Raw genomic sequence first — 23,653 nt, 5'->3', positions numbered from 1 at the left:
CTCCTTTTTATTTCACATTTAGTATATCAAACCTCAAAAACTTAACCTAGTTACCAAAGTCATGATTGTAAATCACTCTAGTCATAAAAAATAGCCCTGCGGTAATTACCACAAGGCTATAAATCAACTAAAATAATTTAATTCGAAATATGTTTAAATGACTCCCATACCCATTCTGTTGTTTTCATGTATTCCCTAACCATAGATTCCTTCATATCAGGATTAATCGTCTCTTCATGTGCTATAGCTATATTTGCCATTGCAATTGCAAATTTAACAGTTTCTACTATGTCCACGTCATTATAATATCCATAGCCCAATCCTGCAACAAAAGCATCTCCAGCACCCGTAACATTTTTAATTGTCACTTCCATGGCTTTAATTTTCCCTTGATCTATACCATCAGAATAAAATATTCCATCTTCATCAAGACTTATAAATACTTTTTCGACGCCCTCTTCATGGAAGACTCTAGCTGCTCTGACTAAATCAGAATCATCTTTTATTTCAAATCCTAGTAATTTTTCTGCCTCAAATCTATTTGGCTTTATAGTATGAAAATATTTCACTAGATGTTTAACACTCTTTGCTTTTTCAGCTGATACTGGATCCAATACAAACTTAGTTTTATCACCAAATTTTGTTAAAACATATTCCAATATTTCTGGATCATCAGAATCAACAACAACATATTCAGCATTCTCAAAAATTGTAGCTTTTGAATCTATGAATTCAGTATTCATTTCATGAATACTGTCCAAATCTGCTATTGCAGATACCATTACACCTTTTTCGTCTAGTATTGCCAAATAAGTAGGCGTTCCTCCATCTTTTAGGACTAATGAATTTGTCATATCATATCCAATAACTTCAGCATGATCTAGCATTCTTCTACCTTTTTCGTCATCTCCTAATATCGAGATGAATTGTGTATTAATACCAACTCTTGCCATATTCTCTGCTATGTTACGACAAACCCCACCAAATGACATTTTCACTCTGCCTGGTGTTGAATTATATTGTCTAAATTTAGCTTTACTAAATCCAAAAATATCAACTACCGATGCTCCAAAAACTAAAATATAAGGCTCACTACCGCTCATTACCCCGTCTCCCTCCTAATACAAATACCTATGTATTGTACCACATTATGATACATTTTTATAGGAGAATCGCCAAAGTTTATAAAAAAATAATATAGACTCTAAAGTGCAGAGCCCACACTTCCCATACTCATAACCGTTTTAACTGCTTCATCTATAGTCAATTCAGATGGCTTTACTTTATCTGGATCGACCATGATTAAAAATCCATTTGTTGGATTTGGTGTTGTGGGAATAAATACAGCTACTTTCCCATCTTTATTTACTGTAATCTCTTCATTAGTTATAAATCCAATACTTAAAGTGTCCTTCATTGGAAATTCAACTAAAACCACCCTTGAAAAACCTTCTGTTGATTTTTTCGAAAGAGTCGTACTTACATCTTTTATTGCCTTATACACTAAATTAACAAATGGAATTTTTCCAAATAAATGTCCAAAAAAATCAAACAACCTCTTACCAATTACGTGATTTGCTATAATACCCACTATAAATATAAGCCCTAGTGTCAACAAAAATCCAAGACCTGGTATATAGAATCCTACAAAGTTCTGTATCACGTTTCTCGACATATTATCGAAAAAATTAAACACCAATTTTATAATATACAGAGTTAGTGCTAGTGGCAAAAGAGTAAACACTCCTGCCAAAAATGTTTTTTGTACTTTTTTCATTTTTTCCTCCTTTTAGATTGCAATTTCAAGCTTTTTATGTTTTAATAGTATTCATGTAATAACTTATTTACAGTTTCGTCATATTTGCATTTTCTATTTATGTATTACCCAATTTATACTTTAATAGTGACAAATAAAATGAATACAATACGATAATGCTAACACGAAAAAATTAAGTTTTCATTAATTTCATCAATTTTTAATTTTAGGAGGAGAATTTTTATGAAGCAACAAAATTTTTATTTTAAACACCTTGGCTTTATAATCATATTTGCTATGATTACCGGAGCTCTTATGGGATACTTTTTCCCAGAACAAGTTCATCTTGTAGCACCTTTAGGCGGCTTATTTATGAGTCTAATCAAAATGCTTGTAGTTCCACTTGTATCTGTTTCAATAATTGCAGGAGCAGCATCGCTTGGAAATACAAAATCAGCTGGTAAAATTGGTATTTCAACATTTGCATATTATATGCTAACTACTGTAGTTGCAGTATCCATTGGTCTGGCATTAGGTTCTATATTTAACATCGGCTCTGGACTCGACTTGGGAAATCTTACCTCCTCATTTTCCAATGAATACGCAGATCGCGGTGGCACTGCTGGTTTTTGGGCTACTATTCAAGGATTCATCCCTGAAAATCCATTTGATGCTCTTTCGAAGGGCTTTTTACTTCAAATCTTGTTTTTCTGTCTATTTTTTGGATTTGGAGTGGCCTCTTTAGAAGCTAAAAAGAAGGATAGTTTAATCTTTGGTCTTAACTCAATAACCGAAGCATTGATATGGATGGTTGAAAAAGTAATGTATATAGCTCCTATTGGAGTATTAGCTCTAGTTGCTGATGCAATAGCTACTTTCGGATGGCCAGTTTTCGCCAAGCTATTAGGCCTAGTTGGAGTTTATTTGATCGGAGTATTCATTCATACGTTTATATTCTATCCTGTTATGATAAAATGTTTCTCTAAGTTAAATCCATTTAAATTTATCAAGTCTATAGCTAAAGCTCAATTAATTGCATTTTCAACAGCATCTTCTATGGGTACACTTCCTGTAACACTAGATGTATGTGAGAATGATTTAGATGTTTCACCTGAAACTGCATCTTTCGTTTTACCTCTAGGTGCAACTATAAATATGGATGGAAATGCTATTTATTACGCATTAGCAGCTTTATTTTTTGCCCAAATGTTTGATGTCGAATTAACAGCTGCAAGCTATATTGCAATTATTGTAACCGCAACTTTAGGTTCAATCGGACAAGCTGGAGTACCTGGTCCTTCACTTTTGGTTGTTGCTGTCTTGATGGCTGCCGATATACCAATTATAGGATTACCACTACTTTTTGGAGTTGATAGAATTTTCGATATGATTCGTACAGCTGTAAACATCACTGGTGATGCTTCATGTGCTGTCATTGTTGATAGATTTTCAAAAGAATAAATAAAAATGAAAAGCTTAGCTAAAATAGAATTAATTATCTATTTTAGCTAAGCTTTTTTATTTACAATGATAAAATCATAAGATCTCTTTTAATTGTTAATTAGTTTTCTAGCAACATACACTCCACTCGCTGATGCTTGTGACAGTGAATGTGTTACTCCAGAGCCATCACCTATGGCATAAAGTCCTTCTATCTTTGTCTCTAAATTCTCATCCACTACTATTTTTGAGTTATAAAACTTGACTTCAACTCCGTAAATCAAGGTATCTTCATTTGCCGTTCCTGGAGCAATCTTATCTAAAGCATAAATCATTTCTATGATATCATCTAATTGTCTTTTTGGCATTACCAAACTCAAATCTCCAGGCGTTGCCTTTAATGTAGGTCTAGTAAAACTCTGTGACATTCTATGCTCATTTGTCCTTCGTCCTTTTATCAAATCACCAAATCTTTGAACTAATACCCCTCCGCCTAACATATTACTAAGTCTAGCTATCGATTCTCCATATCCATTGCTATCTTTAAAAGGCTCAGTAAAATGATTTGAAACAAGAAGTGCAAAGTTCGTGTTTTCTGTATGAAGTTCTGGATTTGCATAACTATGACCATTTACAGTTATGATTCCATTTGTATTCTCATTTACAACCTCGCCTCTAGGATTCATGCAAAATGTTCTAACTAAATCTCCATATTTCTGAGTTCTATACACTATTTTACTTTCATATACCTCATCTGTTATATGTTCAAAAACAGCTGCTGGAAGTTCTACACGAACTCCAATATCTACTCTATTACTTCGAGTATCTATTCCCATTTGCTCTGATATCTTAGACATCCATTTTGATCCAGATCTTCCTGTTGCCAATATTACTTTTTTAGCCTTAAAATCGCCTTTATCAGTTTTTATTACAAACAATTCGCTCTCTTTCTCTATGCTAATTACATCTGTATTAAATCTTATATCTATTTCATTTTTTATATTTTCATATATATTTCCTAGTATATCTAGGTTTCTGTCCGTTCCTAAATGGCGCACTCTAGCATCTAATAAATGCAAATCATTTTTGAGTGCTCTATTTTTGAGGTCACTTGAAGCTGTAGAATATAGTTTTGCCTCTGCACCACCCATTTTACATAGTACACTATCAACATATTCCATTAATTCTATTGCTTTTTTTTCACCAACATATTTGTACAATTCTCCGCCAAATTTATTAGTGATATTGTACTTGCCATCTGACAAGCTTCCAGCTCCACCAAATCCGTTCATTATATTACAAGGCTTGCACCCTATACATGATTTTATTTTTTCTCCATCTATCGGGCATACTCTTTTCTCCAATGCTCTTCCTTTTTCAAGCATTAGTACATTTAAATCTTTTTCACTATTGGCAAACTCATATGCAGAGAACAATCCACCTGCACCAGCTCCAACTATTATAACATCAAACAATTCCATCTGAACTCCTCCTATCACGAACGTATAATCAAATTGTATCAGTATTGTTCGTGTTTTGTCAAGGCATCAATATAAATTATTGCAAATAAAAAACGAGCTAATGCTCGTTTTTAAAATGGTAACTTTTTAGATTCATCTGCATAGACTTCCAAAACTTTCTTTATATAATACATTGTTTTTTGCTCTAATGCTTCATCTACTTTAACACTACCCTTTATAACTTTCTCTAACATTCCCTTATATGCAAACAATAGCAATTCAGAAAGATCATTTAAATCTTCCTCTTTGAAATAGCCTTCTTTCGCACATTCGCTAGTCAGAGTATGAACTCGTTTCTTCAAGTCATGGTCAAAAATCAATTTATATGCTAGACTATCCTCAGCTGATACCTCTTCTGGATATAACTCATAATACTCTTGCATATATTGACCAGCCTTGCCCTCAGTATCATTGAAAAATATAGTTGAAAAAATCTTAGGCTTTTGGAATGAGTAGTGAACAAAACAGTTCCAAATCTCAATCAATTTCCCTAGCGAATCTCCTTCTTTATTTCCAATCTCAGTTAATGCTGTAACATATTCTCGAGTTCCCGACAATGAAGATAGAAACAATAGGTGATTAAGATTGTCAAAGTACAAATATATAGTTGCGCTATTGTACTTTGCAAGTGCCGCTATCTTCCTAATTGATACTGCTTCAATACCGTTACTCATAATTATGTCATTAGTAATGTCAATAAACTTTCTTTTGATTTTAATTCTGTGTTGATCTTTTTCTGCCATAGCTCTCCCTCCATATTAATAATATCACACTTTATTAATACCCAACAATAATTAAAGGAAAAATATTATTTTTCTTGAAGGTGTAAATTAAAACATTCCTACCAAAACCTGTGTTAATTTAGCTTTTTTATTGAAAAAGTAGCCTTTCGAATTCGTCTACCAAATCAGAAAATAGGTTTAATGCATTTTCTACTGGTTCACTTGAAAGCATATCTGCTCCTGCTTTTTTCAAAATATCTATTGGACTTTGAGAACTTCCAGCCTTTAGAAATTCTAAATAATCAGCAACTGCCGCTTCGCCCTCTTCAATTATTCGCTGAGATAATGCAATCGCTGCTGAAAATCCAGTAGCATATTGATAAACATAAAAATTATAATAAAAATGCGGTATTCTCGCCCATTCCAATCTAATTGACTCATCACTTATCATTTCATTTCCATAATATTTTTTATTAAGCTCAATATAGTGATTACTCAATAACTCTTCTGTCAAAGCTTCTCCATTTTCAACCATTGTGTGTATATCTCTTTCAAATTCTGCAAACATAGTTTGTCTATAAATTGTTCCTCTAAACTGTTCTAAATAATGATTTAATATAAATAATTTCTTTTTTGGATTCTCTTCATTCTTGATAAGATAATGATTGAGTAAAGCTTCATTTGTAGTAGATGCAACTTCTGCAACAAATATACTATAATTTCCATATACGTATGGCTGATTTTTTCGTGTAAGATAACTATGCAACGAATGTCCCATTTCGTGCACTAAAGTAAATGCATTATCCAATGTGTTATGATAATTCAAAAGCATATACGGCTTGCTATCATAACTTCCCCACGAGTAAGCACCACTTCTTTTTCCCTTGTTCTCATAAACATCTATCCATTTATCTGAAAAACTTTTTTCAACTACATCTATATATCTATCACCTAAGGGTTTCAGTGCCTTTAGAGCCAAATCTTTTGCGTCTTCATACGAAACTTCTATTTTAGTGTTTTCTACTATCGGAGTATATATATCGTACATATGTAACTCCTCGACTTTTAGTGCCCTTTTCCTAATATCCATGTACTTGTGCATTGCAGGAAGCTTTTTATGTACAGCTTCTATCAAATGGTCATAAACACTCTCTGGTATATCATTTTCAAAAAGTGCTGCCTGTCTTGCAGTATCAAATCTTCTTGCTTTAGAATAGAAAATATCCTTTTTTACATTACCACTTAACATAGCTGCATATACATTTTTGTGATCTTCATAAACCTTGTAGTATGCCTCAAATGCATTTTTTCTAAGCAACCTGTCGCTTGATTCTAATGTTGGAACAAAATTTCCATGAGATAATTGTATTTTTTCTCCATTTGAATCTTCTACTATAGGAAATTTAAGATCAGCATTGTTTAGCATTCCAAATGCATTTTGAGCAACGGATCCAACTTCTCCCATTTGTGCCAACAGCTTTTCTTCTGATTCAGACAATATATGAACTTTTTTCTTAAATAAATCTTTAAAATACTTCTCATATAATTTTAACTCAGGGTCTTCATTCATATATTCTTCAATCACTGAGTATTCATTAGCTAGTAATTCAGTTGTCATAAAAGCAGTAGCTTCTTCAACCTCAAACGACAAACTCTCAGCTCTAGCAGTCATCGCTTGATAATCTGCTATTTGAGTATTTTCATCTTGTTTCATTTTCGCGTAAGTAAATAATCTAGAAACATTCCTGCTTAGTTCTAACTCTAATTCTATAGCTTGTTTAAAAACATTACTAGAATCAAACAAATTACCCTTATATTCTTGAATATTTTTAATTGCACTTTGAACATTTACATAAGATTTTTCCCACAGTTCATCATTTTCATAAAGAGAACTCAAATCCCATTTATATATTTCTTCTATTTCTTCTCTACTTTTAAGTTTTGACATTTCATCCTCCTAAATAGCTTAGATTTTTATACTCATTTTACTCTAATTATTAGCTTCATTCAAATGTTTCTTGATGATTTCGTCCAAATTTGAATAAAATACCTCATTTTGCATCTTAGTTCTCTTTTTAGGGCCTTTAGTTCTTGCTCCTTTTCGTCTTTCTTTTGCAGAAACATGACGCATCATGAGTAATTTATCCATATTATCATTTGTGTATCTCCAGCCATCTTGATGTAAAACATACTTTGTTTTTCCAAGAGCCATAGCTGCCAATCCATAGTCTTGTGTAATCAATATATCACCTTGACTAATCCGAGATACTATTTCAAAATCAGCCATATCTCTTCCCTTTCCAACCTGTACTATAGTTGCATAATTTTCTTTCCACTCATGACTGATGTTACTTACTAATACTATTTCTAAACCATACTTTTTAGCAATTTCTACACTTTCGCGAACAACTGGGCATCCATCTGCATCTATATATATTTTCATATTAATTTCCCATAAACCCTTCTCCCATTACTTCTCTAACATTGTGAGCTATTACAAAAGCGTCTGGATCTACTTTTTTTATATGATGTCTAAGTGCTATAAATTCTTTTCTACTCATAACTGCATGTAATACAAATTTAGGAGATCCTGTATAAGCACCTTTTGCTTCATACAATGTGGCACCTCTCTCTAAATCATCTATTATAAATTTCTGTACCTCATCCAATTTATAACTCACTACAGATATATTAATTTTCATATCTAATCCTTCAATCATATTATCTATGACTACCGCATTCATTATAACTCCAAGTAAGGCGTACAATCCTTTTGTAAGACCAAATATAAAGCATGCACCAAGCACAATAAGAAAATCTGACAATAATAATGCCTTTCCAATATTCATATTTGTAAATTTGTTTATAATCTTAGCAACTATATCTGTTCCGCCAGTTGAAGCTCCATAATAAAAAATAATTGCCATTCCAATGCCTTGTATCAATATTCCGAAAAATAAATTTAAAAACATATCATCTGTAAGCGGTTGTGTTACATGAAATAAATTTCCAGTCACTTTTACCAAATAAGATAAGAGCAAGCTTGAAAATATAGTTTTAGCACCAAATTCTTTTCCTATTACTATAAATGCAACTATAAATAGAACTATATTCATTATAAGCATCGCATCTCCAGTTTGGATACTAGGTATCATTTTATTAACAAGCATTGCGAAACCAAAAACTCCTCCAACTGCCAATTCTGATGGTTCTAAAAAGAAACTTAATCCTAAAACCATAATCAATATTCCACCTGTAATTACTGCATAATCCTTTAAATTCTTGATAATCTCTTTTTTGTCCATATCAATCACCTCTTCATAAGTCATATTGCCATACACAATCATCTTATCATGTACTAACTGGACTAGGAAACCCTTTTATCAAAAATAAATAATGACAAAAATTTAAAAATTAAAAAAGAGATGCTCAGCATCTCTTTTTTAATCAACTCTTTATTTATGCAGTTTTTTTAACTTTTTCACTCTTTGCATTCATTTTTGAATTTACATAATTCATTATTATAGCAATTGCTCCATCACCTGTAACATTAGTCGCTGTTCCAAAACTATCTTGCGAGAAGTGAAGTGCAATCATAAGTGCTTGTTGTGGTCCTGCAAAGCCAAGCATATTTTCTAAAAGACCTAACGCTGCATAAACTCCACCACCTGGTATCCCCGGAGCTGCAACCATTGTAACTCCAAGCATCAATATATATGGAACTATTTCTTGCAAGCCTGGCACAGTTCCAGATACCATCATTATACCCATAGCTCCAAGTACTAATGTTATAGTGTCACCAGCCAAGTGAATAGTTGCACAAAGTGGTACAACAAAATCTACGATATCATCATCTACTCCATTTTTTCTAGATGCCTCTAATGAAACAGGAATAGTTGCTGCTGAAGATTGTGTTCCAAGTGCTGTAAAATATGCTGGTAATAAATTTTTTATTGCTTTTACCGGATTCTTACCAGTTATAGCCCAAGCCAATGTATATTGAATTATCAAATACACCACCTGTAATATAAGTATCATTGCAAATACTGACGAAAATCCTTTAATAGTATCAAATATCTTACCTGTAGCTGACAATTTAGCAAATACACCAGCTATATAAATTGGTATACATGGAATCAATACATTGTTTACAACTAGCATAACTATAGATTGAAAATCCTTTATAACTCCAAGTAAATTCTTTTCCTTAAGAACCGCCATACCTAATCCTATAACAAATGCTGTTACAAGAGCTGTCATAACTCCCATAGCTGGTGGCATTTCAATAGTGAAAAATGCAGATACATCTGCTCCATTTCCAGCGGCTTCTTCACCAATTTTGATAAAGTTCGGTAAAATAGTACTTCCAACAAAAAATGCCATAAGTCCTGCTAATACTGCAGAAACATAGGCAAACACAGCTGTAATACCCAATAATTTACCTGCCTTATTTCCCAAGTCAGCTATACCCGGTGCAACAAATCCTACAATAATAAATGGAATAATAAATTTAAGAAAATTGCCAAATATACTACTAAATGTGGATAATATTCTCACCACTTCAAATCTTCCAGCTTGCGCTGATAAAAGTCCAATAGCTATACCCATTATAATGCCGATTATCAGTCTCGGCAGTAGCCCTATTTTTTTCATCTTGTTCCTCCCTTTTGTCTTCTCTGCGTCGACAAGTGTTTTTTGTTATTATACACATTTTATTAACATTTTGCAATACTTTTTGTGAAATTAATAAAAAGAAAAGGCTTTCCTGCTGTTTTTGTACAAAAAAATAGCAGCATAAAACTGCTATTTCAAAAATTATCTATTCGCTTTCAACGATTACAAAATCAATCTCTCTTTTAGTAACATCCGCTCCAGCTACTCTTATTCTTATTGTATCGCCTAATTTATATTCTTTTCCACTATTTTCATCATACAATGCAAATTCGACTTCATCAAATACATAATAACCTGGCATTTTGTTTACATGTACCAAACCTTCTATAGTATTATCTAATTCTACAAATAATCCAAATGAAGTAACTCCTGATATTATACCTTCATACTCTTCTCCAATATGAGATTTCATATACTCTGCCATCTTCATCTTTACACTCTCACGCTCTGCTTCTTCTGCTCTTCTCTCCATAGTAGAACTTTGCTCTGCAACCTTAGGTAGTATTCCACGATAGTGAAAATCTCTCTTAGTATTAAGCTCTGCATTAATAAATTCTTTTATTATTCTATGGATCTGAAGATCTGGATACCTTCTTATAGGTGATGTAAAATGACTATAATACTCTGCCGATAATCCAAAATGACCTTCTGGAACCGAACTATACCTTGCCTTTTTCAGCGATCTAAGCATCAAAGTATTTATTACAGCCTCTTCACGCTTTCCTTTTACTTGATCAAGTATTTTCTGTAATTCTTTTGGATGTATCTCACCATCTTCAATCCCTTTTATTGTGTATCCAAAATTATTTATAAATCTTATAAATACATTCATTCTCTCATCATCAGGATCTTCATGAATTCTGTATAAAAACGGCGTCTCAGTCCAGAACATTGCTTCTGATACAGTTTCATTACAAACTAGCATAAATTCTTCTATCATTCTATTTGCAACTCGTCTATCGTATTTATCTATACTCGCAACTTTTCCTCTCTCATCAAGTATTACCTTTGCTTCATCAAAATCAAAATCGATAGCTCCTCTTTGCTCTCTCTTTGATCTAAGTATCGCTGCTAACTTCTCTGCTGTATACAGATCCTCTAAAATGTTATCATATCTCATTTTAAGCTGTTCATCATCATTCTCTAGTAGATTTGATATATCAGTATAATTTAATCGTTCTACAGAGCATATAATTGTTTCCTTTATATCATGTGAAACAACCTTTCCCTGTGGTGTAATAGTCATAAGAACAGATAATGTCAATCTATCTACATTTGGATTTAGAGAGCATACCCCATTTGACAATTTTTTTGGAAGCATAGGTATTACTCTATCAACTAAGTAAATACTAGTTCCTCGATTTAAAGCTTCTACATCTAAAGCGCTTCTCTCTTTAACATAGTGTGTAACATCTGCTATATGCACTCCTAATAAATAATTTCCATCTTCAAGTTTCTCAATAGATATAGCATCATCTAAATCCTTAGCATCCTTACCATCTATTGTAAAAATTTTCTTAGATCTTAGATCTAGTCTACGCTTAATTTCATCTTCCGAAATAACTTCTTCAACTTTTTTTGATTCCTTGTGTACTTCCTTTGGAAAATCTTCTGGCAAATTAAATTGCTTTATTATTGCTTCTACATCTACTCCCGGCTCACTCATATATCCAAGAATCTGAACTATTCTTCCCTCAGGTTTTCGTCCCTCTTCAGGCCACTTTTCAATCTCAACAACCACTACTTGGTTATTTTTAGCACCACGATTTTTCTTATTTGCTACATAAATATCTTGCTTTAGTTTTTTGCTCTCAGGAACTACAAATCCAAAGTTAGTATTTTGCTGAAACTTACCAACTATTGTTTTATTTGCTCTTTCTAATATTTTTATTATTTTCCCTTCAGCTCGTTTATCTTCTGTAGCTTCACGAATTACCATAGCAAGTACAGTATCTCCATCCATAGACGATTTTGTAGCTTCTTTTCCTATAAATAAATCTTTTAAATTTTTATCTTCTGGTATCAAAAAAGCATAGCCCATGTCGCTCATTTGAACCTTGCCCTTAATATAACCCATATTCTCAGGTAAACCATATTTGTCATTTGTAGATTTTAATATATATCCTTCTTTTTCCATTTGATCAATCAACTTGTAAAAATCTTTTCTCTGGTACTTATTGATATCAAATATCTTGGCCAATTCTTGTTTTTTTAATGGCCTGTACCCTTTTTCTCTCATCAATCCTACTAATACCTCTTTTATATTCATATACACCTCTCCGAATTTTAAAAAGGAGCCCAAATACTACAAGCATATCCTATAAAGCATGCCAATCAAACTGAGCTCCTTTCTATATTATTAATTTATTTTCAATTACTTAGTTGTTGATTTTTTACCCATATTATTGTACAAGTCAACATCATAAGTATACATATTTCCATGCTTTTCACTGCTAATCTTTATAGCCATCTCAACCATCTCTGTAAGCATTGGTTTAAATTCAAGACCTGAAGCCTTCCAAATATGAAATGAAAGAGAACCAGGTAATGTATTTATTTCATTTACATAGATATCCTTGTTATCACCAATCATAAAATCAATTCGAGCATTCCCTGCACAATCTAATGCTATGAATGCTTCTTTTGCAAGTCTTTGAATCTCACTGCTCATATCTCCTGGCAAATTTGCTGGAATTTGATGATTATCTGCTCCACCATCTTTTGTCCCAGCCTTTGTTCCCTTGCTACCTGACATATATTTGTCTGCAAATGTTTGTATTTCTTCCCAACCTATTGGTTCTTCGCAAAGAGAAGCCTTAACTTGGTCTTCATATCCCATAACTGCACAATTTATCTCTCTTAAGTTTTGAACTGCCTCTTCAACTATTATTTTTCTGTCATAACAAATAGCAACTTTAATTGATTCTAAAAGTTCTTCTCGATTGCTTGCCTTACTTATTCCTATACTAGATCCTAGATTCGCTGGTTTAACAACTACAGGATATCCTATATTCGTTTCTATATCCGCAATAATTTTCTCGCTATCTTGCTCCCATCGTTGTCTATAAAACCATGCATAATTTACTATAGGTAGATTCTCCGCTTTAAATACTGACTTCATAACGATTTTGTCCATTCCTACTGCTGATGCCATAACTCCACACCCTACATAAGGAATTCCTATAAGTTCAAATAATCCCATAAGTGATCCATCTTCACCATTTGTCCCATGCATAGCCGGGAAAATAACATCTAATCTTTCAGAATAATTTTTTCCGATTCTCTTCATCTTGTTATGATGAGTATACAAATTGTAATCTCCATAAACAGGATTCATTGTAACCTCTATTAAGTTTTCTAATTTTCTATTTTTAAAATTATTGAAATCTTTAAGAGAGTCTCCCGTATACCATTTACCATCTTTATCTATAAAAACTGGTACTACATCATATAATTCGTGATCTATGTTTTCCATTACTTGATGACCCGTAATTACTGACACCTCATGCTCTACGCTCTTTCCGCCAAAAAAAACACCGATTTTCTTTTTCATTTTTTCCACCCTCTCTAGTCTATATTATTCTGCAAAAGTATCTGGCAAATCATTTTCAAACAATACCACATCACCAACACGTACTATTTTCCCTATAATCTCAGTAGCCTCACTCAGTGAATTAACTATATATAAATTTTCTTCATCAAAGTTTGCTATTTTAAGGCCATTTTGTATCGGTTTAGTTTGATTTTTTCCCACCAATATTACCGTGTCACAAACACCCGCAATCACTTCGCCAAATTTTCTATTTTCTTCTTCTCCAAATTCACCAAGTTCTATCATCCCTGGTGTAACTATTATCTTACTTCCTGTTGTAAACTCATCTAAAACCTCTAGTGCAGCTCTTGCACCATGAGGATTCGAATTAAAAGCATCATCAATAACCAACACTCCATTACCACTATTTATAAGCTGAAGTCTGTGTTCAACTGGTTGCACTTTTTCTATACCTTTTGCAATTTCGACAAGTGACATACCCATAGCAAGACCTGCACAAGCTCCTGCCAATAAATTCAATATATTATGCTTTCCTAGAAGCCTAGTATGGCATTGTACTTTATTTCCAAATTTATCAGCCATCATAAAGCTCGATCCTGTCTCCGTAACTTTTATATCAGTTGCATACAAATCTGCATCATCACTATCTATTCCATATGTCAATTTTTCTTTGTATGTCTTGTCTGCCAATTTTCTCGTATACTCATTGTCATAGTTAAATATTGCTATACCGTCTGCTGGCAATGATTCTATTAGCTCATATTTTGTTTTAGCTATGTTTTCCAAATTTCCAAAAGTCTCTAAATGTGCAGGTCCAACTGATGTAAGTATACCAATTTTAGGATTACAAAGCTCTGCAACCTCTTCAATTTCCCCTATTTTTCTAGCTCCCATTTCAGCTACAAAAACTTCATATCTTTCATCCAAGTCATTATTTATTACTTTACTAAGTCCCATAGGCGTATTATAGCTACTCGGTGTAACCAATGTTTCATACTTGCTAGCTAATATTGTTCCTGTAATAAATTTTGTACTAGTTTTACCATAACTACCAGTAATCCCAACTATTCTTAATTCTGGAAACGATCTAACTTTTTCATGAGCCATATCGAAATAATGTTTTGCAATCATTTTTTCCACTGGTTTCATAGATAAATTTGACAAATAAACTATAATTGGAGCTAATATATATATTATACCTAGAATTCCAATCAATGATATATCCTTCTCTATAAAATATTTATTTTGAAAACTATATCCAAGCATCAAAAATAAAATCACATTCCAAACAAAACTACTTGCAACAAGTCGTTTCATTCTCATAGTATATACCAACGGTTTTCTTACTTCTGGTTTTTTTCTAGTATAATCTGCAATTAACAGATAGGCTATAAATATAATTTCAGCCCCTACCGTTACTTCAATTCCAGGCATTTTAATCCCAACAAAAATTAACAAACTAAATAGAAGAGCCAAAATCGCTTCTCTAATAGTAAAAACTTTAGTCGAAAAATGTTCTTTATTCCAATTGATATAGTTTCCTTGATCATATTCATTTAGCTGTAGCATGTGAAAAAAGTACGTCAACCTTTTAAATTGTGGATACATCCAAATCAAAATAATTCCAAACATCGCAATATAGTAATACTTCTCTAACACATTTATCATTTTAACACCTCTTACATTTTAGTTGATTTATCTAGATATCTCAAAAAAGTGTTTCATAACCGCATCAAATTGAGCATATTGGTCAATATATGAAAAATGACCTGCATCTTTTAACACAACCAAACCACTATCTTTTATTCTAGACTCCATTAATTTACCCATATATAGTGGAGTTGCATCATCATTTTCTCCCCAAATCAGCAGCGTTGAACATTCAATTTCGCTCAAATAATCCGTAAGATTATTTCCAAGCACAGCAACCATTATTTTTCTCATTATACCATCGGCATTTCTATAATCATCAGATCCAAATTTTTTATAAAAAGTTTCCATAGTATCCTCTGAATTTTTCCAAAAAAACATCAACTTATAAAGTCTTTTCAAACATTTGAATCCAAATACTTTCAAATGATATTTTAAACTTTTTTTAGATGGTATTCCAGCACTATCAATCAATACCATTTTTGAAACTCTCTCTTTATTTTTAGATCCAACTACTATTGATGTCCTTCCACCATGAGAATGTCCTACTAAAGTAACTTTATTTAGCGAAAGCGCATCCATAAAATTTATGACAAATTCACCATAATCAAATGCATCCCAAACACTCTTTGGCTTATCACTTTGACCAAATCCAGGCAAATCAACAGCTATTGTCCTATATTTTTCCTCAATCGTTTTCATAGCCGGAATCATAGTATCTACATTTGCCCCCCAACCATGCAAAAACAGCACTATCTCATCTCCGCTACCTCTTTCTATGTAGTGAATGTTCATTTTATCTACTTGTATTATCATTTCCTTCTCTCCTTACGTCCTATTAGATTATACCAAATATAGATGCTCTTTGCTATATATTGAAGCAATAAAACGAGAATAAAGCTACAATCATACACTTTTTACTTAGTATTTTATTAATGAAATTATTTTTCACATAATATTCTAGCCAACAAAAAAAGAGCGGGAATTCCCGCTCAAAATTTCTATAAAAATTAGATGAATAATGGTGCGAATACTAATGCTACAATTGTCATCAATTTGATTAATATATTAATTGATGGACCAGATGTATCCTTGAATGGATCTCCTACTGTATCTCCAACAACTGCTGCCTTGTGTGCATCACTACCTTTACCACCATGACTTCCTTCTTCAATATACTTTTTCGCATTATCCCATGCTCCACCAGCATTTGCCATGTAAATTGCTGTCAATACTCCTGTTACTAGCGCTCCTGCTAATAAACCACCTAATGCCTCTTTTCCAAGTATCAAACCAGTAGCAACTGGTGCTGTTACTGCTAATATTCCTGGAATAACCATTTGCTTAAGTGCTGCCGTTGTACTGATTTCAACACATTTTTTATATTCTGGTGTTGCTGTTCCTTCCATCAAACCTGGAATTTCTCTAAATTGACGTCTAACTTCTTCAATCATTTCATTAGCTGCTTTACCAACTGCACTCATTGTAATAGATGAGAACAAGAATGGTAACATACCACCGATTAACAATCCAACTATTACTGTTGGTTTAATTAAGTCGATTGAAGCTAATTGAACTGCTTGCGTATAAGAAACAAATAATGCCAATGATGTAAGTGCTGCTGAACCAATAGCAAAACCTTTACCAATAGCTGCAGTTGTGTTACCAACAGCATCAAGTGTATCAGTAACTTTTCTTACCTCTGGTGGCAATTGAGCCATCTCAGCGATACCACCTGCATTGTCAGCAATTGGACCATAAGCATCTACTGCAATTGTCATACCAGCTGTTGATAACATACCTACAGCTGCAAGTGCGATACCATATAATTCAGCTACATTAAATGCAACAATAATTCCACCTGATATTACTAATATTGGTAATGCAGTCGATCCCATACCTACTGATAAACCAGCAATAATATTTGTTGACGCACCAGTTTCAGATTCTCTTGCAATGTCTTTAACTGGCTTGTATTCTGTTGACGTATAGTACTCTGTAATTTTTGCTACAACCAAACCAACAATTAAACCTGTCACTACAGCGAAGAATGGCTTAGTATCTTGTAACAATTGTGTACTTAAAGCATAAGCTGCTATAACTGTTATTATAGCACTTATCATAGTTCCCATGTTTAATGCTTTTTGAGGATTTGAACCATCTTTTCCACGAACAAACATTGTTCCAATAATTGAAGATATAACACCAACAGATGCCAATATCAATGGGAAAAATGCTCCATTTAATCCAAATGCTAATAGTCCTAATGTAATAGCTGATATAATTGATCCTACATAAGACTCAAATAAGTCAGCTCCCATACCTGCTACGTCACCTACATTATCTCCAACGTTGTCAGCGATAACTGCAGGGTTTCTTGGATCGTCTTCTGGTATTCCTGCTTCAACTTTACCTACTAAGTCAGCTCCAACGTCTGCTGCTTTAGTGTAAATACCACCACCAACACGTCCAAATAATGCTATTGAAGATGCACCTAGTGCAAATCCAGTAATCCAGCTAGCTACTTTAGAATATTCTTCTACAGTCAAAGTTGTCGATCCTTTTGTATATACATATAAAAGTGAACCAACTCCTAATAGTCCTAGACCAACAACGCACATTCCCATTACCGTTCCGCCCGAAAACGCAATGTTAAGTGCTTTGTTCATACCGCCTTCTTTAGCTGCATTTGCAGTTTTCACATTGGCTTTTGTCGCAACTTTCATACCAATGAATCCTGCTAATGCTGAGAAACAAGCTCCTACCAAAAACGCAATTGCAGTTCTAGTGTTTATGGCAAAATTTAATATTACAAAAAGTAATACTACAAAAATCGAAAGAGTTTTGTATTGTCTCTCTAAAAATGCCATCGCACCTTCTTGAATATACGATGCAATCTCCTTCATGCGATCGTTTCCAGAACTAGTGTTTCCGATAACCTTTGCCTTATACAAAGAAAATAAAAGTGCTATAATACCCACTATGGGTGCTACTAAGTAATACATGATATTCCCCCTAAATTATTCAGTTTTATTGTACGGCAGCTAGTGCCAATGATGCCAAGATAAAGATTGCTGCTGATATTGTTGTAAGTTTTTCAAGAACTGCTTCATAGCTACGTCCCTTATTCTTACCCCAAATGCTTTCAGCTCCTCCAGCAATACTACCAGATAGCCCAGCTGATTTACCTTGTTGTAATAGTATACTTGCTATTAATATTAAACTAACGATTACAAGTATGACGATCAAAGCCGTTTTCATGTCTTTCACCTCCTATTTGTTCACACAATCTTACACTACATTTTATCACATGAGTAGTATAGAATCAATAAAAAAAGAGAACCATTGGTTCTCTTTTTTAGAAATTATTTCAAGTTATAGAATGTTTCCAATCCTTTGTATTCAGATATAGTACCCAAACCTTCTTCTATTCTTAATAATTGATTGTATTTTGCAACACGATCAGTTCTTGATGGTGCACCAGTTTTTATCTGACCTGCATTAGTTGCAACAACCAAATCAGCAATAGTCGTATCTTCAGTCTCTCCAGATCTATGTGAAACAACTGCTGTATAACCTGCTCTTTTAGCCATTTCTATAGCATCTAAAGTCTCAGTAAGTGTTCCTATCTGATTCAATTTAATCAATATCGAATTAGCTATTCCAAGATCAATTCCTTTTGCCAAACGTTTAGTATTTGTAACAAATAAGTCGTCCCCAACAATCTGAAGTTTGTCTCCTAATTTTTCAGTAAATAACTTAAATCCATCCCAGTCTTCTTCAGCTAATCCATCTTCAATAGATATAATTGGGTATTTTTCGCAAAGTTCTGCATAGTAATTTACCATCTCTTCTGATGTAAGTTCTCTGCCTTCACCTGCTAATACATATTTTTTCTTATCAACATCATAAAATTCCGTTGATGCTGGATCCATTGCTATTCTAATATCGTCACCTGGCTTATAACCAGCTGCTTTAATTGCTTCTACGATTATTTTCAAAGCTTCTTCGTTAGATTCAAGATTTGGTGCAAAACCACCCTCGTCACCAACTGCCGTATTCAAACCTTTAGATTTAAGTACCGATTTTAAAGAATGGAATACTTCAGCGCACATTCTTAGAGCTTCTTTAAAACTTTCTGCTCCAACAGGCATTACCATAAATTCTTGGATATCTACATTATTATCTGCATGTTCTCCACCATTTAATATGTTCATCATAGGCACTGGTAATTGTTTTGCGTTACAACCGCCAATATATTGATAAAGCTCTAAACCCGAATAATCTGCTGCCGCTTTTGCCACTGCTAATGAAACACCTAACATAGCATTAGCTCCAAGCTTAGCTTTATTATCTGTATCATCAAGTTCTATAAGCATTTGATCTATACCAGCTTGATCTCTAACATCCCAACCAACTAGTTCAGTTGATATTACTTCATTTACGTTATCAACTGCCTTTTGAACTCCTTTACCTAAATATCTTCCTTTATCTCCATCTCTAAGTTCAACAGCTTCAAATGCACCTGTTGATGCTCCTGAAGGAACCGCTGCTCTACCTACAGATCCACTCTCCGTTACTACCTCTACTTCTACAGTTGGATTACCTCTTGAATCTAATATCTCTCTTGCCCACACATCTACTATTACACTCATCTTAAAATCCTCCTTTTAATCTCAAGGTTATTTATATACAATCCATCTCTACTTGATTATCAAAGATTCTCCTGTCATTTCACTAGGTTTTTCAATGTCCATCATATCAAATAAAGTTGGCGCAATATCTGCTAGTTTACCATCATTTCTAAGTTTCACATCGCCAGCTCCAAGTACTAAACAATGAACTGGGTTTGTAGTATGAGCTGTCATTGGATCACCAGTCTCAAAATCAAGCATCTGCTCTAAATTTCCATGATCTGCTGTAATTATCAATTTACCACCAATAGATTCAACTGCCTCTACTACTTCTTTAACACAAGAATCTACAGTCTCAATCGCTTTCATAGCAGCCTCCATTATTCCAGTATGACCTACCATGTCTGGATTAGCAAAATTCAATACCATTGTATCATATTTTTCTGACTTAATTAGATTAACAGCTTTCTCTTTGACTTCTATAGCGCTCATCTCAGGTTGTAAATCATAAGTAGCAACCTTTGGAGAACTAATTAGCTCGCGGTCTTCACCTTCATTCGGCTCTTCTACTCCACCATTGAAGAAAAATGTAACATGAGCATACTTTTCTGTTTCTGCTATTCTAAGTTGCTTCAAACCCTTTTGGCTAATATATTCACCAAACGTATTATTTATAGTCTCTGGTCCATAAACCACATTCACATTTTCTATAGTTTTATCATATTGAGTCATGCAAGCAAAATAAATATCCTTTAATTTTTCTCCACGATCAAAACCATCAAAATTTTCATCTACTATAGCTCTCGTGATTTGACGAGCTCTATCCGGTCTGAAATTGAAGAAAATAATTGAATCACCATCTTCTATTTTAGCGACAGGTTTATTTTCATTTTGCATAACAATTGGATTAATAAACTCATCTGTTATATCTTTTGAATACGAATCCTTCAATGATACAACCGCATCACTTGAAGCAATTCCATCTCCATTAACCATAGCTTTATAGGCTCTTTCAACTCTATCCCATCGATTATCTCGATCCATAGCATAATATCTGCCTATTACTGTAGCTAACTGTCCAATATTCTTTTCATTCATTTCACTAACTAATTCAGCAATATCATTTTGTCCAGACTTTGGATCAACATCTCTACCGTCCATAAAAGCATGAACATACATATCATTGAAGTTATTCTTTTTGCCAAGCTCAAGTAAACCAAACAGATGCTTCATATGGCTGTGAACTCCACCTTTAGACATCAATCCCATAAGATGTACTTTCGAATTGTTTTTCTTCGCATGTTCTATTGCATCTAATAATTCTTTTTTTTCAAAGAAATCTCCATCTTCAATTTCTTTTGTAATCTTAGTTAATGATTGATATATAATTCTCCCCGCACCTAAATTCATATGTCCAACTTCAGAATTACCCATTTGTCCATCTGGCAATCCTACATGCAATCCACTAGCTTCAATAGGCACATGAGGGTACTTTTCTAGCAAAGCATCTAGGTTTGGAGTATTAGCTTTAAGAGCAGCATTACCTTCATAGTCTCTTCCTATTCCCCAACCATCTAAAATCATTAATCCTACAAAATTATTTTTCATATTAGACAACCTTCCTAAAAGTTAATAATATCTGTAAATGAATCAGCTTTCAAGCTAGCTCCACCAACCAAAGCTCCATCAATATCTTCTTGATTCATTATCTCTGTAACATTAGCAGGTTTAACACTTCCACCATATTGTATTATAACCTCTTCTGACACTTCTGAACCATATTTTTCATTTAATGTTTCTCTGATAAACGCGCACATTTCGTTTGCTTGTTCACTAGTAGCTGTTTTACCTGTACCGATAGCCCAAATTGGTTCATATGCTATAACAATCTTAGTCATATCATCTTCTGATATTCCTTCAACACCTTCTAGTATTTGAGTTTTCACCCAATTTTTTTCTTCATTAGCTTCTCTAGTTTCTAATGATTCTCCACAGCAAAGTATAGGTCTTATTCCATGTGCCAATGCCGATTTAACTTTTTTGTTTACAGTTTCATTAGTCTCTCCAAAGTACTCTCTTCTCTCCGAATGACCCAAAACTACAAGTTCAACACCAATTTCATTTAGCATAGTTGGAGATACTTCTCCTGTAAATGCTCCATTTTCTTCCCAATGCATATTTTGCGCACCCACTAAAAGTTTTGAATCTTTTGTAAGTTCTACAATTTCTTTAAGTCCCAAAAACGGAACGCAAACTGCTACTTGAACATCAGTAGCATCTGCTATAGGCATTAACTTTTTAACTAGTTCAACACCCTGCTCTATAGTATTATTCATTTTCCAATTTCCTGCAATAAAAGGTACTCTCATTATTCTGCCTCCTTAGTTTTCATCAATTGCGTCTATTCCTGGTAATACTTTTCCCTCGAACAATTCAAGTGAAGCTCCACCACCAGTAGATATATGTGTCATTTTTTCTGATAATCCTGTTTGAGCAACAGCTGCCGCACTATCTCCGCCACCGATTATAGTAACTGCATCAGAATCAGCCATAGCATCTGCAACTGCTAATGTTCCTTTTGCAAAGTTTTCCATTTCAAAAACTCCCATAGGACCATTCCAAATTACAGTTTTCGCTTCTCTTACTGCCGCTGCAAATATTTCTCTTGTTTTCTCACCAATATCTAATCCTTCCATATCACTAGGAATTTCATTAGACTCTACAGTAAAGAACTCTGTATCATTTTTAAATTCTTTAGCTACAACAGTATCCATAGGTAGTAATAGTTTAACGCCTTTTTCCTCTGCCTTCTCCATCAATGTTTTTGCTAATTCTACTTTATCTGTTTCTAAAAGTGATTTACCCACTTCCCAGCCTTTTGCAACAAAGAATGTATAAGCCATTCCACCACCGATAATAAGCGTATCTACTTTATCAAGTAAATTTTCAATTACACCTATTTTATCAGAAACTTTTGCACCACCTAAAATTGCTACAAATGGTCGCTCTGGTGCTTCCATAGCTTTACCCATTATATCTAATTCTTTCTTCACTAAGTATCCAACTGCTGATGGCAACAAGTTTGAAACACCAACATTAGATGCATGAGCTCTATGTGCCGTTCCAAATGCATCATTTACATAAAGATCCGCAAGCTCTGCTAATTCTTTTGAAAAATCTTCTCCGCACTTCGTTTCTTCTTTTCTATAACGAGTATTTTGTAACAACACTACATCGCCAGCATTCATTTCTTCAACTGCTTTTTTCGCATTGTCACCAACTACTGTATCATCATCAGCAAATACTACACTTTTGCCTAAAACTTCACTTAATCTAGCAGCAACCTTATCTAAGCTATATTCAGCCTTTGCTTCTCCTTTTGGTCTTCCTAGATGAGACATTAAAATTACTTTTGCTTCATTATCAATCAAGTATTTGATAGTTGGTAATGCCGCTTGTATTCTAGCATCATTTGTAATATTTCTCTCTCCATCCATAGGAACATTGAAATCGCATCTTACTAAAACTCGTTTTCCTTTTACCTGAAGATTTTCAACTGATTTTTTGTTTAACATTGACGTTCCTCCTCGACTTACATTTCATATAGAAGTCCTCAGACTTCTCTCTTCTATATTATATATCTAAACGTTCGATTTTAAAACTATAAAAAAAGCTATTCAGATACATATATGCATTTAAAATAG

General features: G+C 33.5%; 19 protein-coding genes. 1 reads left to right on the top strand and 18 read right to left on the bottom strand.

Annotated elements, in window-relative coordinates; all coding sequences use genetic code 11:
* Positions 1–137: 137 nt before the first annotated feature.
* A complete protein-coding gene (locus N4A40_02405) occupies positions 138–1,103 on the bottom strand; it encodes a carbohydrate kinase family protein (GenBank protein ID MCT4660686.1) in 966 nt (321 codons plus the stop codon).
* 101 nt (positions 1,104–1,204) lie between these two features.
* Positions 1,205–1,777: a DUF502 domain-containing protein gene (locus N4A40_02400; protein ID MCT4660685.1), complete on the bottom strand. Its 573-nt coding sequence runs from the start codon at positions 1,775–1,777 to the stop codon at positions 1,205–1,207.
* Between the two features lie 222 nt (positions 1,778–1,999).
* On the opposite strand from N4A40_02400, the gene N4A40_02395 reads away from it, so the two are divergent.
* On the top strand, positions 2,000–3,217 hold the full coding sequence (locus N4A40_02395) for a dicarboxylate/amino acid:cation symporter (protein ID MCT4660684.1): 1,218 nt from the start codon (positions 2,000–2,002) through the stop codon (positions 3,215–3,217).
* 89 nt (positions 3,218–3,306) lie between these two features.
* Here N4A40_02395 and N4A40_02390 read toward each other — a convergent pair whose 3' ends face one another.
* From N4A40_02390 to N4A40_02315, 16 genes are all read right to left on the bottom strand, one after another.
* On the bottom strand, positions 3,307–4,677 hold the full coding sequence (locus N4A40_02390) for an NAD(P)/FAD-dependent oxidoreductase (GenBank protein ID MCT4660683.1): 1,371 nt from the start codon (positions 4,675–4,677) through the stop codon (positions 3,307–3,309).
* Between the two features lie 110 nt (positions 4,678–4,787).
* Entirely contained in the window at positions 4,788–5,459 is a 672-nt protein-coding gene (locus N4A40_02385; protein MCT4660682.1) for a TetR/AcrR family transcriptional regulator, read from the bottom strand.
* A gap of 127 nt (positions 5,460–5,586) precedes the next feature.
* A complete protein-coding gene (pepF, locus tag N4A40_02380; GenBank protein MCT4660681.1) occupies positions 5,587–7,386 on the bottom strand; it encodes an oligoendopeptidase F in 1,800 nt (599 codons plus the stop codon).
* A 42-nt stretch (positions 7,387–7,428) separates the two neighbouring features.
* Complete coding sequence (locus N4A40_02375) at positions 7,429–7,881, bottom strand: YaiI/YqxD family protein (GenBank protein MCT4660680.1); 453 nt, start codon at positions 7,879–7,881, stop codon at positions 7,429–7,431.
* A gap of 1 nt (position 7,882) precedes the next feature.
* The gene (locus N4A40_02370; GenBank protein ID MCT4660679.1) at positions 7,883–8,785 is read right to left on the bottom strand and encodes a YitT family protein; all 903 of its coding nucleotides are present in this window, start codon (positions 8,783–8,785) and stop codon (positions 7,883–7,885) included.
* A 112-nt stretch (positions 8,786–8,897) separates the two neighbouring features.
* Positions 8,898–10,091, bottom strand: a complete 1,194-nt coding sequence (locus N4A40_02365) for a dicarboxylate/amino acid:cation symporter (protein ID MCT4660678.1) — start codon at positions 10,089–10,091, stop codon at positions 8,898–8,900.
* A gap of 166 nt (positions 10,092–10,257) precedes the next feature.
* Entirely contained in the window at positions 10,258–12,381 is a 2,124-nt protein-coding gene (rnr, locus tag N4A40_02360) for a ribonuclease R (GenBank protein ID MCT4660677.1), read from the bottom strand.
* Between the two features lie 105 nt (positions 12,382–12,486).
* On the bottom strand, positions 12,487–13,665 hold the full coding sequence (locus N4A40_02355) for a D-alanine--D-alanine ligase (GenBank protein MCT4660676.1): 1,179 nt from the start codon (positions 13,663–13,665) through the stop codon (positions 12,487–12,489).
* 24 nt (positions 13,666–13,689) lie between these two features.
* On the bottom strand, positions 13,690–15,333 hold the full coding sequence (locus N4A40_02350; protein MCT4660675.1) for a UDP-N-acetylmuramoyl-tripeptide--D-alanyl-D-alanine ligase: 1,644 nt from the start codon (positions 15,331–15,333) through the stop codon (positions 13,690–13,692).
* Between the two features lie 27 nt (positions 15,334–15,360).
* Positions 15,361–16,131, bottom strand: coding sequence for an alpha/beta hydrolase (locus N4A40_02345; GenBank protein MCT4660674.1), 771 nt, complete (start codon positions 16,129–16,131; stop codon positions 15,361–15,363).
* Positions 16,132–16,325: 194 nt separating this feature from the next.
* A complete protein-coding gene (locus N4A40_02340; protein ID MCT4660673.1) occupies positions 16,326–18,320 on the bottom strand; it encodes a sodium-translocating pyrophosphatase in 1,995 nt (664 codons plus the stop codon).
* Between the two features lie 25 nt (positions 18,321–18,345).
* Positions 18,346–18,576 (bottom strand): preprotein translocase subunit SecG, encoded by a 231-nt coding sequence (secG, locus tag N4A40_02335; GenBank protein MCT4660672.1) that lies wholly within the window; start codon positions 18,574–18,576, stop codon positions 18,346–18,348.
* Between the two features lie 104 nt (positions 18,577–18,680).
* Positions 18,681–19,970 carry a phosphopyruvate hydratase gene (eno, locus tag N4A40_02330; GenBank protein ID MCT4660671.1) on the bottom strand — a complete coding sequence of 430 codons (1,290 nt, stop codon included), beginning with the start codon at positions 19,968–19,970 and terminating at the stop codon, positions 18,681–18,683.
* Positions 19,971–20,018: 48 nt separating this feature from the next.
* Positions 20,019–21,557 (bottom strand): 2,3-bisphosphoglycerate-independent phosphoglycerate mutase, encoded by a 1,539-nt coding sequence (gene gpmI / locus N4A40_02325; GenBank protein ID MCT4660670.1) that lies wholly within the window; start codon positions 21,555–21,557, stop codon positions 20,019–20,021.
* Between the two features lie 14 nt (positions 21,558–21,571).
* Positions 21,572–22,318: a triose-phosphate isomerase gene (gene tpiA / locus N4A40_02320; GenBank protein ID MCT4660669.1), complete on the bottom strand. Its 747-nt coding sequence runs from the start codon at positions 22,316–22,318 to the stop codon at positions 21,572–21,574.
* Positions 22,319–22,330: 12 nt separating this feature from the next.
* A complete protein-coding gene (locus N4A40_02315; GenBank protein MCT4660668.1) occupies positions 22,331–23,524 on the bottom strand; it encodes a phosphoglycerate kinase in 1,194 nt (397 codons plus the stop codon).
* Positions 23,525–23,653 lie beyond the last annotated feature (129 nt).

Source organism: Tissierellales bacterium, from assembly GCA_025210965.1.
GTDB lineage: Bacteria > Bacillota > Clostridia > Tissierellales > JAOAQY01 > JAOAQY01.
This window is presented reverse-complemented; position numbering and strand designations above follow the sequence as displayed.